Annotated in this window: 15 protein-coding genes; 13 read left to right on the top strand and 2 right to left on the bottom strand. The window is 37.2% G+C overall.

From position 1 onward, the window contains the following. Nucleotides 1-389: 389 nt before the first annotated feature. Both CZ382_RS22010 and CZ382_RS22005 read right to left on the bottom strand, forming a co-directional pair. Nucleotides 390-1,829: a DUF6179 domain-containing protein gene (locus CZ382_RS22010; protein WP_088053214.1), complete on the bottom strand. Its 1,440-nt coding sequence runs from the start codon at nt 1,827-1,829 to the stop codon at nt 390-392. Further along, nucleotides 1,829-2,299: a DUF6323 family protein gene (locus CZ382_RS22005; protein ID WP_088053213.1), complete on the bottom strand. Its 471-nt coding sequence runs from the start codon at nt 2,297-2,299 to the stop codon at nt 1,829-1,831. The genes CZ382_RS22010 and CZ382_RS22005 overlap by 1 nt, the downstream gene beginning before the upstream one ends. Nucleotides 2,300-2,551: 252 nt before the next feature. Between CZ382_RS22005 and CZ382_RS22000 the strand changes: the two genes are divergently transcribed. From CZ382_RS22000 to CZ382_RS21940, 13 genes are all read left to right on the top strand, one after another. Beyond that, nucleotides 2,552-2,938 (top strand): type I restriction endonuclease subunit R, EcoR124 family, encoded by a 387-nt coding sequence (locus CZ382_RS22000; RefSeq protein ID WP_200809554.1) that lies wholly within the window; start codon nt 2,552-2,554, stop codon nt 2,936-2,938. Nucleotides 2,939-3,348: 410 nt separating this feature from the next. Continuing rightward, nucleotides 3,349-4,440 (top strand): DNA cytosine methyltransferase, encoded by a 1,092-nt coding sequence (locus tag CZ382_RS21995; protein WP_018705636.1) that lies wholly within the window; start codon nt 3,349-3,351, stop codon nt 4,438-4,440. A gap of 77 nt (nt 4,441-4,517) precedes the next feature. Continuing rightward, complete coding sequence (locus CZ382_RS21990; RefSeq protein ID WP_018705635.1) at nt 4,518-4,703, top strand: hypothetical protein; 186 nt, start codon at nt 4,518-4,520, stop codon at nt 4,701-4,703. A gap of 133 nt (nt 4,704-4,836) precedes the next feature. Further along, the gene (locus tag CZ382_RS21985) at nt 4,837-5,385 is read left to right on the top strand and encodes an MT-A70 family methyltransferase (RefSeq protein WP_018705634.1); all 549 of its coding nucleotides are present in this window, start codon (nt 4,837-4,839) and stop codon (nt 5,383-5,385) included. 100 nt (nt 5,386-5,485) lie between these two features. Next, nucleotides 5,486-5,800 (top strand): YdcP family protein, encoded by a 315-nt coding sequence (locus CZ382_RS21980; RefSeq protein WP_018705633.1) that lies wholly within the window; start codon nt 5,486-5,488, stop codon nt 5,798-5,800. A 12-nt stretch (nt 5,801-5,812) separates the two neighbouring features. Then, nucleotides 5,813-6,190, top strand: a complete 378-nt coding sequence (locus tag CZ382_RS21975) for a YdcP family protein (RefSeq protein WP_088053211.1) — start codon at nt 5,813-5,815, stop codon at nt 6,188-6,190. Further along, nucleotides 6,190-7,527 carry an FtsK/SpoIIIE domain-containing protein gene (locus CZ382_RS21970; RefSeq protein WP_018705631.1) on the top strand — a complete coding sequence of 446 codons (1,338 nt, stop codon included), beginning with the start codon at nt 6,190-6,192 and terminating at the stop codon, nt 7,525-7,527. Before CZ382_RS21975 ends, CZ382_RS21970 begins: the two co-directional genes overlap by 1 nt. A gap of 226 nt (nt 7,528-7,753) precedes the next feature. Continuing rightward, entirely contained in the window at nt 7,754-8,956 is a 1,203-nt protein-coding gene (mobT, locus tag CZ382_RS21965) for a MobT family relaxase (protein WP_088053210.1), read from the top strand. Nucleotides 8,957-8,982: 26 nt separating this feature from the next. Then, entirely contained in the window at nt 8,983-9,204 is a 222-nt protein-coding gene (locus CZ382_RS21960) for a hypothetical protein (protein WP_088053209.1), read from the top strand. A gap of 168 nt (nt 9,205-9,372) precedes the next feature. Next, nucleotides 9,373-9,873, top strand: coding sequence for an antirestriction protein ArdA (locus tag CZ382_RS21955; RefSeq protein WP_088053208.1), 501 nt, complete (start codon nt 9,373-9,375; stop codon nt 9,871-9,873). Between the two features lie 61 nt (nt 9,874-9,934). Then, nucleotides 9,935-10,327: a conjugal transfer protein gene (locus CZ382_RS21950; protein ID WP_088053207.1), complete on the top strand. Its 393-nt coding sequence runs from the start codon at nt 9,935-9,937 to the stop codon at nt 10,325-10,327. Beyond that, nucleotides 10,311-12,767: a conjugal transfer ATPase TcpF gene (gene tcpF, locus CZ382_RS21945; protein ID WP_088053206.1), complete on the top strand. Its 2,457-nt coding sequence runs from the start codon at nt 10,311-10,313 to the stop codon at nt 12,765-12,767. The genes CZ382_RS21950 and tcpF overlap by 17 nt, the downstream gene beginning before the upstream one ends. Continuing rightward, entirely contained in the window at nt 12,718-14,949 is a 2,232-nt protein-coding gene (locus tag CZ382_RS21940; RefSeq protein WP_407701315.1) for a CD3337/EF1877 family mobilome membrane protein, read from the top strand. Before tcpF ends, CZ382_RS21940 begins: the two co-directional genes overlap by 50 nt. Nucleotide 14,950: the final 1 nt, after the last annotated feature.

Raw genomic sequence — 14,950 nt, 5'->3', positions numbered from 1 at the left:
TTGTCGAAGGTTATGAAAGGAGAAATCATTACCCACCTTTGCAGTTGCGAAGGGAGAGGAAATGCATGATAGAACCAGATCGTATTATTGTCTTTCACACTTATTTCAATAAAATGTTTCTTGTGGTTTTAAAGCAAGGTTCGGCAACGATAATTACGATTCTAGAGATGGAACAACTTGCTTAATTCCACATCAGATAGGTGCAAGAAATAGGATAGGAGGACAGCGGTACGTTTTTCTTTTGATAACGTGTACATAGCCTTTGCAATCAGTTTCGGTAGACTCTTTTTCCAGCCACTTGAAAATCTTATGACTCTTCCCTGTGCAATGTTTGTCTAGGGTATAAAGTTGGTTTTCTAGGTTATATACAGTTACTTTACAATCCAATGTTAGTAAAAACTAATTTCTTCATAATCAATATCATTAACATATTTCTCAATGGCACCCTTCCTATTGATATTGATGCTTTTAATAAATTCAATAAAATGGGGCTGCCATTCACTTTCATGTTGCTCTTCCTTGTCATAGAGAGATGATAAATCCGTTGAACCATTCCGTAATTCCTCATAGAACACTATTTTTGTCAAAATAGCTAGATCTACATCACCAAAAGTCTTAAAAAGTTCTTCATATTCATCATCCAATAAACAGTTGGTATTCAGCATATCGATATAATCATGAAGGGAATGAAAATTTGTCCGAATCATGTTCACTTTATCCACTGTCTTTTCGCAATTCATGATTTTTTCAACTAATAACCGAAAGCGGCTATCACTCATTCTATCAGATGCCTTGAATGTCGTTACAATGGGTTTAGATCTCAATTCCTTTTCCACGATAACCACTGTGTCTAGGCGGTTATGTTTTACAACACTTTTAACCCTATTTACTAGATTCATTCCACATCGTTTCAAATAATCAGTCATCTGAGGATCTTTAATATTGAAATGATGTCGTAACCGATTTACGGCTTTTAAAATAATGTACTGAATCTGACTATCATCCAATTTCTCAAATAAACCTACTAACTGTTTATATTGATTTATTGAGATTTTTATTTGGCTAGCGTGTCCTCCTGATAAAATGGAAAAAACCGCATTATTTAATACCAACTCAAATATATTGAATAGTTCTATTCGATAGTCGAACCCACATATTCTCCCATAGTTAACCAAAACCGATTGAATATCGTCTTTGTTAAACAAGAGGCAAAACTGGTTTTCCATTTTTAAATGAGTTAAATATTGCCTAAAGTAATAAACACCCTGAATACTCATATCATCAATCGCTAACGGATAATCAATGCTTGCCATCGTATTATGCGCATCGAAAATGATACCATATTTCTTTAGAAACACAGGGATTGATTCATCAATCGTTAGATTATAAGCTTCTACTGCAACATCCAATTTATTATTATTGATCTCTTTATAGAGTTGTTTTGTTTCCTCAAAACAATGGCAAATCAAGTCTATCCCTTGGTCATATCCATTTTTTATATTACCGTTTTTTAAGACGTCCATTGCTTTTTCTGGATCGTTAAAATGGAGCAGATACGCATCCACAGCATATAGAACCGAAGATAATATACTGACAGCTGTTTCAGATGTTACAGAAGAGCTTTCTCCTTGGGTATACCTTCTAATTAACTTCTCTAATATAGACATCAATTGCCTTTGCGTTCCGTATATATCCTCATTATTCAACAAACCTATTCGTAATCCTTCATTCAAAATGGAGAGTGTATACTGGTTTTGTAATAGACGAGTTTGATTTACCTTTCCTTGTGTCACTAAGGAGTGATCATTGTACCGTTTTTCTGATTCCATTATCGTTCATCCCTTTCAAGAAAGGAGTTCCTGAATGAAGGTTCACTTCTAAACCTTTCCGCAAATTCTTCAAGCTTGCTCTTTAAAAGTTCCAAAGAGCCGTTACAAACACCGTCAAAGTAATCCTTCATCACGGCAATCAATGGAGAGTCGCCAATCTTATCTTCCGTCTCATTTTTTAAGTAATAAAAGATCTCTTGCAGCTCATATAGAGCGGATACATAGTTCTTATCATCAACATAGGGAGAGGCACAAAAAACCTCAGCTAACTCTTTTGTTACTTCAACACTTAATTCCACTCGACCATAGCTATGAAGTACTTGATTTCTAGAAACAATTATATTTTTTATTTCATCCCGAGTTAACACAAGCCCAAATTCTTTTGCTTTTTGGTTTACCTCTACTATTTCATCCGTATATTTTTCCAGCATCGAAGAATCTAGAGAATGTAACATTTTGGGTAAAAACATATACACATTACCTCCTTTAAATATATTCTTAAAAAACTATTGACTTTCAACTTAAAAAATGTTATGATTAGTTATTAATGAGTAAAATTTATTCAAGTGTATATTTTACGCTTTTCTTCGTAGATTGTCAACATCTATTTCTCTCCATTAAAAATCTGAATATTCAAATTAAAAAACATGATATCTACCTACTTTGTCATAATCGTGACGTTCCAAACACCGAAGACATTTGAAGAAAAGGTAAAAAAAGCCTTGGTTTTATATTCAAATGGTGGAGAAAATGATGTTTTAGCACCAGAATGGGAGGAAACCAAACAAGCCTTCCTAAAAGCTATACAAGAATTGCGTGAAGTGGCAGCTTCTCCAGAAAAAGTAGCGTTTCATCATATTCCTTTTTTGAAAAAGTTTGCGAAAGCTTACCAAGCTTTAGATAGGGCATTTTCTGCCGTACAAGTCTACAGCGAATTTGATGAGAGCCAATTAGGAAGTATTTTTTCCATTCAATTTAAAGAAATAGAAAACTACCAAGGAAAATATCATAATGCGTTAGAAGTAATCAAAAGTGAAAAAAATAATGATCCATCTGAACGCGTAGAAATTGATATTGAATACGAATTGGAATCTATTAAAGCTTTATGACTAAATATGAAATAAGCAATAAAAAAGCCCTAAAAACCCTGTGCTACCAAGGCTTTTAGGGCACCTGTTACTACTCCCACTCTACTTTCACGGTGCTTGATATAGAGCAATATCATTGATTTTAAAGGATTTTTAGGAAGTATCAATGCTTATAATATGATAAAAAAAATTAAAATAATGCAATTTTAATGCAATAAATGCAAATCACTGCTTAGGGTTATCACTAAAATATTTGATATCTTAAACAAGAGACGTTTCATATTGAAGCGTCTTTTTTTTTGGGAAAATTAGTGATAAAGCTTAAAGTTTCGTCTTACACTTTTATCATTTCAATAATTATATTTAACGTCATTTGAATGGTTTTCACCTACAAATGACTTTTTTAGGTTTTGAGATTAGGGGTGAAATATTTGATAGATGACATGCCTAAAAATAATTATAGCACAAATTTAAAATTAGGAAGTCTCTTTGATGGAATCGGTGTCTTCCCCCTCTCCGCTTCTCGCTATGGAATTACACCAACATGGGCAAGTGAGATAGAGAAAGCACCTGTTTCCATTACGAAACGCTATTTTCCAACTATGCTTCATTTTGGAGATATTACAAAAATAGATGGTGGGAAAATACCACCTGTCCATATCATTACCTTTGGTTCACCCTGTCAAAACTTATCGAATATCGGTAAACGAGAAGGTCTTACAGGAAGTCAATCCAGTTTATTTTATCATGCGATACGAATTATCGAAGAAATGAGGTGTGCAACGAATGGAGCATATCCAGCTATCGCTGTTTGGGAAAACGTCATGGGAGCTTTTTCATCAAATAACAGGTTGGATTTTAAAGCCGTGCTGGAGTCGTTCACAAATACCGAAATTCCAATGCCTACTTCTGGAGTCTGGGCAAAAGCGGGAATGGTCCGAGGGAATGAAGTTGATGTGTGCTGGCGCGTGTTGGATGCCCGATATTGGGGAAAGCCCACGCTTCCTCAAAGAAGAAGACGTATCTTCCTCGTGGCAGATTTTGGAGGAAAACGTGCCAGAGAAATATTATTTAAAACCCGCGAATTGCAATCATTTCCTGCGTCTTGCGGAGAAGACAGGTTGCCCTCCACCGCGGCCAGTCGAAGATCTTCTGAAAAAACAAGGAGGAAAATACCCGTCATCCGCCCCTTTCAAAAACGACGTATGCGAAGTACAGCAAAAGATAAAAACAAATCAGGATTCATTGGAAGTTTTGGACGGACAAATGACCCTTTCCCCACTTTGTTAGCTGGTTCGGTCAATATCTTTTCTTTTTGGTATGAAGGGAACGAAAAAGAAGGTTATATCCGACAACTTACACCACTGGAATGTGAACGTTTAATGGGATTACCAGAGGGCTGGACAGCTTTAGGACACAAAGATGAAGTGATTAGTGATTATGCAAGGTACAAGGCGATTGGAAATGCGATTGCCGTACCATGTGCAGAATATATAATGGCTGGTATTGCAGAAGTTTTATAGATAGCAAACTAACGTGTTACAACTTCCATCTGTCATGCTTTTTTTATTGGCTAGATCAATGAGGGAGAGTGGTTTTTTTGGAAGGAAATGACGAAAAGGTGATGGAATGGATTGACGATCATTTTGTTATGAATGAAATTGAGATTGAGGATTTTCCGTTTTTCCCTTGCGGGAAATTGGTACGTGACAAACACGGTGAAACGATGGTTGTATTTTGGTGTGTCATTTATGGACATGTGGATTATCGTTTTCAAGAAGCGTGAGACAATGAATCCTTTTTGGGACAAAAATACAATATTAATAAATTTATTAGCACATCCAAGCGACCTTTGAAGGCTTTCTTCTATATAAAAGGTTGCTTTTTTAGTTGCGGCTAATGTTTGGAGGGATAAACGAATGAAATATTCCATTGTATACGGAGATCCTCCATGGCGGTATAAACAAAGTAAAGGAAAAGGTGTGGCAGAAAATCACTATCCGACCATGAGTTTAAATGATATATGTAGTTTACCTATTGATACTATCTCTCACAAAGATAGTGTTTTATTTTTATGGACGACCTTCCCTATGCTACAAGAAGCATTACAAGTGATAATTGCGTGGGGATATACATTTAAAACGGTTGCCTTTGTCTGGGTGAAACAAAACAAGTCAGGAAATGGCTTTTTCTTTGGTTTGGGTCACTGGACACGATCGAATGCGGAAATTTGTTTATTAGCAGTAAAAGGACGTCCCAAAAGAGTATCAAAGAAGGTTCATCAACTCATAGTTAGTCCAGTGGAAGGACACAGTAAAAAACCTGATATGGCTAGAGATAAAATTGTTGAATTAATGGGTGATGTACCACGGATTGAATTATTTGCTAGACAACGTGCCGCTGGATGGGACGCTTGGGGAAATGAAGTAGAAAATAGCCTTTCTTTAGAGAATTTGCAGAGGGAGTGATGTCTCTATGAATGCTTTTTATTCTCGCTCTCCCCCCACTCTTTTTGCTTCCCATATGGACGGTTAAGCAAGAATTAAAATAAGAAAAGAGGTATGTATCATGGAATTAAAATATGTCATTCCGAACATGGAAAAGACCTTTGGAAATTTAGAATATGCAGGAGAAGGAAAAGTTGAACAGCGACGGATTAATGGACGTATGACCACTCTTTCTAGAAGCTATAATCTATATTCCGATATTCAACGTGCAGATGATATTGAGGTGGTTCTCCCACAAGAAGCAGGAGAAAAATTCTTTGAACATGAAGAAAAAGTAAAATTAGTCAATGCAAGAATCACCGCAGAGGGTTATAAAATTGGAGAACGTGGTTTTACAAATTATATTTTACATGCAGATGACATGGTAAAAGCATAAGGAGGAAAAAAGATGAGATTAGCACAAGGCATTGTCATTGATAAAGAAAAGACATTTGGATTATTAAAGTTTTCTGCTTTACGACGTGAAGTGTTCCTGCAAAACGAAGATGGAACGGTATCAACCGAGGTAAAGGAACGCACGTATGACTTAAAGTCTCGTGAACAAGGCCGTATGATTCAAGTGAGTATTCCTGCTTCCGTTCCCTTAAAAGAATTTGATTATAATGCTGAAGTAGAAATTATTAACCCTGTCGCAGATACCGTTGCAAATGCAATTCGTGGCGCAGATGTTGATTGGTACATTAAAGCAGATGATTTAGTCTTAAAGGGAAAAGCAACAACATCGACTAGTAATGTTTCAAAAGCTACGCCAACGAAGGATAAATAATGAAGATTTTCAAAGGACGAGGGAAACGCATTAAGGAAAAAGATGCTTCCCTCGTTTTTCAATTTGTATTCTTTGGGCTGGTTGGTGTATGGCTCGTTACCTTTATCCCTTTTCATCTGTACTTTTTACTCTCTACCACATGGCAATTGGATGTGTTTCAAGCACACTTTATCAGCACCTATGGATTGGTAACATTGCTTATCAGTATTACTATAACAGCAGGCTGTGCGTATCTCTATTATCGCTATCGGTATGACAAAATAAAGCAAGTCATTCACCGTCAAAAGCTTGCCAAAATGATATTAGAAAATGGCTGGTATGAAACTAAACAAATTACACAAGAAGGCTTTTTTAAGGATATTTTATCCAATAAAACGAAGGAAAAAATCAGCCATTTTCCAAAGATATATTATCGGTTTGAAAAAGGATTGCTTCATACTCAAGTGGAAATTACACTCGGTAAGTATCAAGAACCCCTTTTAAATTTAGAAACCAAATTAGAAAGTGGTTTGTATTGTGAGTTAGTGTCAAAAGAGTTACATGATTCCTATGTAGAATACATCTTGCTCTATGACACAATTAATAGTCGTATTTCTATTAATGAAGTCATTGTACAAAATGGTAGTTTAAGGCTTATGGACTCGATGTATTGGGAATACGATAAACTTCCGCATATGTTGATTGCCGGTGGAACTGGTGGTGGAAAGACATATTTTATTCTTACACTCATTGAAGCACTATTAAAAACAAATGCGAAATTGTATGTTTTAGATCCCAAAAATGCCGATTTATCGGACTTAGCCACGGTCATGCCCGATGTGTACTACAAAAAGGAAGATATGATGACTTGTATTGATCAATTTTATGAGGACATGATGAAACGAAATGAAGAAATGAAGCAAATGCCGAACTACAAGACAGGAGAAAACTATGCTTATTTAGGTTTGCCCGCCCACTTTTTGATTTTTGACGAGTACACCTCGTTTATGGAGATGATTGGTAAAGAAAGCGTGAAAGTCATGAGTAAACTGAAACAAATCGTCATGTTAGGTAGACAATCAGGTTTCTTCCTTATCCTCGCCTGTCAACGTCCAGATGCAAAATACCTTGGGGACGGAATAAGGGATCAATTTAACTTTCGATTAGGATTAGGCAGAATGAGTGAACTCGGATACGGCATGCTTTTCGGTTCAGATGTACAGAAACAATTTTTCTTGAAACCAATCAAAGGGCGTGGATACGTTGACAAAGGAGATAGTGTTATTTCTGAATTTTATACACCACTTGTCCCTAAAGAACATGATTTTCTAAAGGAAATTGCTAAACTAGCCCAATAAAGGCTGCCCAGTGCGGCGGCGTGCGAAGCGAAAGCCGCTGTGCTGGGCGAAGTCTGCGTGGCGACAGCCACGCCTTAACCCCCCGTATCTAACAGGGGGGTAGAAAAACAATAAGAAACTGTTCCAAAAGCTAATAACACCTGATGGCGCAACGGTTTGGAACATATGGAGAAGATGTCAGCTTTTAACCTTTAGTTGACATCTTTTTTAGTTTGGAGGAATGCACATGAACCAAGTACCTTGGTATCAACAATTAAAGGAAAAACGACTGGAATACGGTGTGTCTCAAAATAAACTGGCTGTTCATATTGGGATTTCAAGACAATATATGAGTGAAATCGAAACAGGAAAAGTAACTCCTTCCGATTCACTACAAGCTGCCTTGTTCGATATTTTAGAACAATTTAACCCAGATGCTCCATTAGAAATCTTATTTGATTATGTGCGAATTCGATTTTTAACGACAAACCCGAAACCAGTTATTGAAGATATTTTGAAACTTAAAATGGAATACATGTTACATGAGGATTTTGCATTTTACTCTTATATGGAACAATACGTTTTTGGTGATATTGTGGTCATGGTTTCTCCTGATGAAGACAAAGGCTGTTTACTTGAACTTAAAGGAAAAGGATGCAGGCAATTTGAGAATTTCCTACTAGCACAGCAACGAACATGGTTCGATTTTTTTATGGAAGTGTTTCGTGTTGGTGGAGTTTTTAAACGAATTGATCTTGCGATAAACGATAAAACAGGGATATTGGATATTCCATTTCTGACTAACAAATGTCGTAATGAAGAATGTATCTCTGTTTTCCGTAGTTTTAAAAGCTATCGTTCTGGTGAACTTGTGCAGAGTGAAGACAAGCCTGACATGGGAAATACGTTATATATTGGTTCTTTAAAAAGTGACGTGTACTTTTGTGCGTATGAAAAGGATTATGAACAATACGTGAAATATGGAACATCACTCGAAGATACGGACGTGAAAAATCGTTTTGAAATCCGTTTGAAAAATGATCGTGCTTACCATGCGGTTGTCGATCTAATGATGTATGAAGACGCAGGACGGACTGCCTTTTCGATCATTAATCGGTATATTCGTTTTGTCGATAAAAACGAGGAAAAACGTCGCAGTAGTTGGAAAATGAATAAGGAATGGCAACGATTTTTGGATTTGGGTGTGAATAGAAAAATTTCATTAACGACAAAGCCCGAACCTTACACTTTTGATAAGACACTCAGATGGCTAGCTCATCAAGTCGCCCCAACTTGGAAACTAGCGACAAAGATAGATGAACTCAATCAAACGAGTGTAATTAAGGATATGTTGGAACAGACAGAGTTATCCAAGCGCCATCAAAAAATACTCATGCAACAAACCATTCCTATAGAGAAAGTGATTCAACCATCATCAGATAACGAATGATTAACTTATGAAGGGAGAAAATCCAAATGAATTTTGGGCAGAATTTATACAACTGTTTTCTAAGTAATGCACAATCGTTAGTATTAATGGCAATTGTCGTGATTGGAATTTATTTAGGCTTTAAACGGGAGTTTTCCAAATTGATAGGCTTTTTAATTATTGCTTTGGTTGCGGTTGGATTAGTCTTTAATGCGGCCGGAGTGAAAGATGTGTTGTTAAACCTCTTTAATCGAATCATAGGGGCTTAAATTATACCGTTTTTTTGTGGAAGATAAGCGGTCTTCTTATGTTCTGCAAAAAAATGGTGGACCAAACGGTAGTGCGGTAGGGATTAACAAGCCTCATTTGTGTATCAGCAGATAATAAGCTGCTGCTTTTTTTTATGGTTATTTTTAATAAAAAGGATGTGATGACCAATGGAAATGCAGGTCTATATAGCTAACCTCGGAAAATATAATGAGGGTGAATTGGTTGGTGCTTGGTTTACCCCACCCATTGATATGGAAGATGTGAAAGAACGTATTGGTTTAAAGGACGAATATGAAGAATATGCAATTCATGATTTCGAGTTGCCCTTTGAGGTGGATGAATATACGCCGATTTCTGAAATCAATCGGTTATGTGCAATGGTTCAAGAAATCGAAGGCTCTCCTTTATATGATGCACTATCAGAAGTGCAAGGCTATTGGTTTGATAGTTTGGAAGAATTACTGGAACATCAGGATGACATCATTTGTTATTCTGATTGTGAAAATATGGAAGATGTTGCGAGATATTTGATAGAAGAAACAGGCGTACTTGGGGAAGTCCCTGCTAATTTACAGAATTATATTGATTATAGAGCTTTTGGACGTGATCTTGAAATTGAAGGCAGCTTTCTTGTGACGTCACATGGTGTATTTGAATATGTTCAATAGATGGAGAAGCAACTTGTTATTGGACAGGTTGTTTTTTCTATGTGTGAAAGGTTGATTCTATTTGAAAAAATTAAAGAGCTACACACGTATTTGGTCGGTAGAAAAAGTCATCTATGCAATTAATGATTTTCGCTTACCCTTTCCCGTAACATTCAATCAAATGTCATGGTTTGTCCTTTCACTTCTAGTGGTGATGTTACTTGGGAATCTTCCCCCACTCTCTTTTATTGATGGAGCGTTATTAAAATATATCGGGATTCCAGTTGGTTTGACATGGTTTATGAGTCAGAAAACATTTGATGGCAAGAAACCGTATAGCTTTCTCAAGTCCGTATTGACATCTTGGTTCCGGCCTAAAGTGACTTATGCAGGAAAACCCGTCAAACTTCAACGTGTGAAGGTAAATGAATCCATCACTGCTGTGAGGAGTGAAGTCCATGCGTTATCCGATTAAATACCTTGAAAATAATCTTGTTTTCAATCATGACGGCGAATGTTTTGCCTATTATGAGTTGTTGCCATATAATTATTCCTTTTTATCGGAGGATGAGAAAATACAAGTACATGACCACTTCCGTCAATTAATTGCCCAGAATCAAGACGGCAAAATTCATGCCTTACAGATCAGTACCGCAAGCAGTATTCGTTCGGTGCAGGAACGAAGTAAAGAGTTAGTGACAGGACGATTAAAAGAAGTTGCTTATGAGCGTATTGATGACCAAACGGAAGCCCTTGTTTCCATGATTGGTGAACATCAAGTAGACTATCGTTTTTTTATCGGGTTTAAACTATTGCTGAATGAAGAAGAAGTCAGTATGAAAGCAATGGGGAAAAACATCAAAAATTCACTTTCTTCATTTGTCCGTGATGTAAACCATCACCTGATGGGAGATTTTGTTTCCATGCCTCATGAAGAAATCAGACGTTTCTCTAAAATGGAATCTTTATTACAAAACAAAATATCTAGGCGTTTTAAAGTACGCCCTCTAGATAAAAATGACTTTGGCTATCTGATTGAACATCTTCATGAACAAACAGGAATTGCTTATGACGAATATGACTATGCCCTCCCTCTAAAGAAATTAAAAAAGGAAACTTTAGTGAAGCGTTATGATCTGATTAAACCGACTCGTTGTTTGATCAAGGAAAACCAACGTTATTTAAAAATCGAACAGGAAGAACAGACGACTTATGTTTCTTATTTTACCATCAACTCGATTGTCGGTGATCTTGAATTTCCATCCGATGAAATCTTTTATTATCAACAACAACAATTCGATTTCCCAATCGATACGTCCATGAATGTAGAAATAGTCACCAACAAAAAAGCCTTGTCTACCGTACGAAATAAGAAAAAAGAACTCAAAGACTTGGATAATCATGCCTGGGAATCCGATAACGAAACAGGCAGTAATGTTATCGACGCATTGGAACAGGTGAACGAATTAGAAGACGTTCTCGACCAAACGAAGGAATCGATGTATAAGTTAAGTTATGTGATCCGAGTTTCTGCCCCTAATTTAGACGAACTTAAACAGCGTTGTAATGAGGTGAAAGATTTTTATGACGATTTAAACGTGAAACTCGTTCGTCCATTTGGGGATATGTTGGGCTTACACAGTGAATTTATCCCAGCTAGTAAGCGTTATATGAATGATTACATTCAATATGTTACGTCTGATTTTCTTGCAGGACTTGGATTTGGGGCAACACAAATGTTGGGAGAAACGGAAGGGATTTATTTTGGTTACAACTTAGATACGGGAAGAAATGTCTATCTCAATCCAAGCCTAGCCAGTCAAGGCGTAAAAGGTTCTGTCACCAATGCGTTAGCATCTGCATTCTTAGGTTCACTCGGTGGTGGGAAATCCTTTAGTAATAACCTGCTTGTCTATTATGCGGTTCTTTTTGGTGGTCAAGCTCTCATTGTTGACCCAAAAGCGGAACGAGGAAAATGGAAAGAAACATTGCCCGAAATTGCTCATGAAATAAATATTGTCAATTTAACGAGTGAGGAAAGCAATAAAGGACTACTTGATCCTTTTGTCATTATGAAAAAGAAAAAGGATTCGGAAAGTCTTGCGATTGATATTCTTACCTTTCTCACGGGTATATCGAGTCGAGATGGAGATAAATTCCCGGTATTACGACGAGCGATTCGAGCCGTCGGCCAACAGGAAGAACGTGGTTTACTTCTTGTGATCCATGAACTAAGAAGTGATCCCAATCCTTTAGCAGGCCCTATTGCTGACCATATCGAAAGTTTTACGGATTATGACTTCGCCCACCTTCTGTTTTCAGATGGAACAGTGAAAAACTCGATTAGCTTAGAAAAACAATTAAATATCATCCAAGTGGCAGACTTAGTATTACCAGATGCAGAAACAAATTTTGAAGAGTATACGACGATGGAGTTACTTAGTGTCGCTATGCTCATTGTCATTTCTACATTTGCATTAGATTTTATCCATTCGGATCGCAGTGTATTCAAAATTGTAGATTTAGACGAAGCTTGGTCATTCTTGCAAGTAGCACAAGGAAAGACATTATCTAACAAACTAGTGCGAGCGGGGCGTGCGATGAATGCGGGTGTGTACTTCGTCACGCAAAATGCGGCTGATCTAACCGATGAAAAACTAAAAAATAACATTGGTGTGAAGTTTGCTTTTCGCTCTAGGGATATAAATGAAATAAAAAAGACACTTGAATTTTTTGGAGTAGATAAAGAAGATGAAGGGAATCAAAGGAAACTTCGGGAACTGGAGAACGGTCAATGTTTAATTCAAGATTTGTATGGACGTGTGGGGATTATTCAAGTCCACCCTGTCTTTGAAGATTTATTTTATGCTTTTGACACGCGTCCACCTTCACAGGAGAAGAAAGGTGGCGATTAATTTGAACAAACAAAAATGGAAAAAGATTGTCTTAACGGTGGTACTTATTGGTACTACCGTTTTTCTATGCCTTCTTTTACTTGGAACATTTGCCCAAGCTGCTGGGTTGGTTGATGATACGATATCGGAAGACAATCTGTATTCTAAATATCCGCTTGATCATTACCAACTCGATTTTTACGTAGACACAGGTTGGGATTGGCTGCCATGGAATTGGAATGATGGCATTGGAAAACAAGTGATGTATGGGCTATACACAATCACGAATTTCATTTGGATTATTAGCCTGTATTTATCAAATGCGACAGGCTACTTAATCCAACAAGCTTATTCTCTCGACTTCATTTCCCAAACAGCAGACGCTATCGGGAAAAACATGCAAACATTAGCTGGAATTACAGCAAGTGGGTTCAGTAGTTCTGGATTTTATGTAGGTTTTTTGCTTCTTTTCATTTTAGTGATTGGGATTTACGTGGCATATACAGGATTAATGAAACGGGAAACGACGAAAGCCATTCGGGCGATCCTAAACTTTTTAGTCGTTTTTATTTTGTCGGCCTCCTTTATTGCCTATGCCCCAACGTATATTGCTAAAATTAATGACTTTTCGGCAGATATTAGTCAGGCAAGTTTAGATTTAGGTACTAAAATCTTGATGCCTAGCTCTACTAGTCAGGGAAAAGACAGCGTTGATATGATACGGAATAACCTCTTTTCTATTCAAGTGGAACAGCCGTGGATGCTATTACAATTTGATGATTCGGATAAAGAAACGATTGGCGAAGAACGTGTTGAGAGCTTAGTTTCTATCAATCCTGATACGAATAACGGAAAAGATCGTGAAGATGCTGTTAAAGCAGAAATTGAAGATCATAACAATAAAAATTTAACGATTACGAAAACGACCACTCGCTTAGGAATGGTCTTCTTTTTATTTCTGTTTAATATCGGTATCTCCATTTTCGTGTTTCTACTATCGGGAATTATGATTTTCTCACAAATTCTATTTATCATCTATGCCATGTTTTTACCCATCAGTTTTTTACTGTCAATGATACCCACCTTTGAAAACGTGGGGAAACAAGCGATTATGAAATTGTTTAATGTGATTATGTTACGAGCTGGCATTACCTTGATTATTACAGTTGCCTTTAGTATCTCATCCATGCTTTACAGTTTAACAACAAGTTATCCGTTTTTCTTGATTGCCTTTTTACAGATTGTGACGTTTGCGGGCATTTACATGAAACTTGGTGACATTATGAGCATGTTTAACCTGCAAAGTAATGATTCCCAACAGGTCGGACGTAAAGTCATGCGTCGTCCTTACCGAATGTTCAATCGGGGTAGTCGGCGATTACAGAGAACAATCGGACGCACCCTTGCAGGGGCGACAGCTGGAGCAACAGTCGGGGCAATGGTTGGAAAATCAAAGCAAACAAAAGGTTCCTTCTCCCCTATTCGACCGTTACAGCGGCTAACATCAACCGCAAAGACCAATAAAGAACGCCAAAATGACAGTACGAAACCAACAACTTTGAGCCAGAAAGTAGGTCAAGTCACAGGAAAAGTGCTTGGTGCGAAAAATCAATTCCGTGCGAATATAAATCATCGTAAGGAGCAATTGCATGATTTACCTACTACTGCTCAATATGCGGTGATGCAAGGAAAAGAACAGCTTACAAAACCTGCCCGTGATTTTAAAGAAGGCATGCGGCAAGCAAAGGAAAAGAGACAAAAAACACATGCAGACCGTCAAGCAAAACATCGTCAAACGATTGCAGATAGGCGGCAAGCATTGGATAAAAAACGTACCCCTTCTCAAAAAACTGCTAGTTATGAACGACCAGTCACGCATGATGTCAGTGAATCTGCACATCAAGATAGATTAAAGAACCCAACTGTCCAACAAAAAGAAAAGACAAGACCTGTTACAAAAAGCGAGTATATGAAGCAATTCAAATTACAACGACAGTTATCCAGTCCAAACAAAAAAGAACATCTGATTGATACAGCTAGTCCTAAAAAAACTATTAAAAAAGGAAACCGATCTCTCCATGAAGAACGTTCTCGACCAAAAAATAGTCGGACAATTATCAAGCGTCCTTCTAAACCGTTGAAACGTACAAATCAGAAACAAATCAGTAAGCGTCCAATCCATGCAACTAGGAGGAAACGCTGAT

It is taken from the genome of Virgibacillus dakarensis (assembly GCF_900155625.1).
Lineage (GTDB): Bacteria > Bacillota > Bacilli > Bacillales > Amphibacillaceae > Lentibacillus_C > Lentibacillus_C populi.
This window is presented reverse-complemented; position numbering and strand designations above follow the sequence as displayed.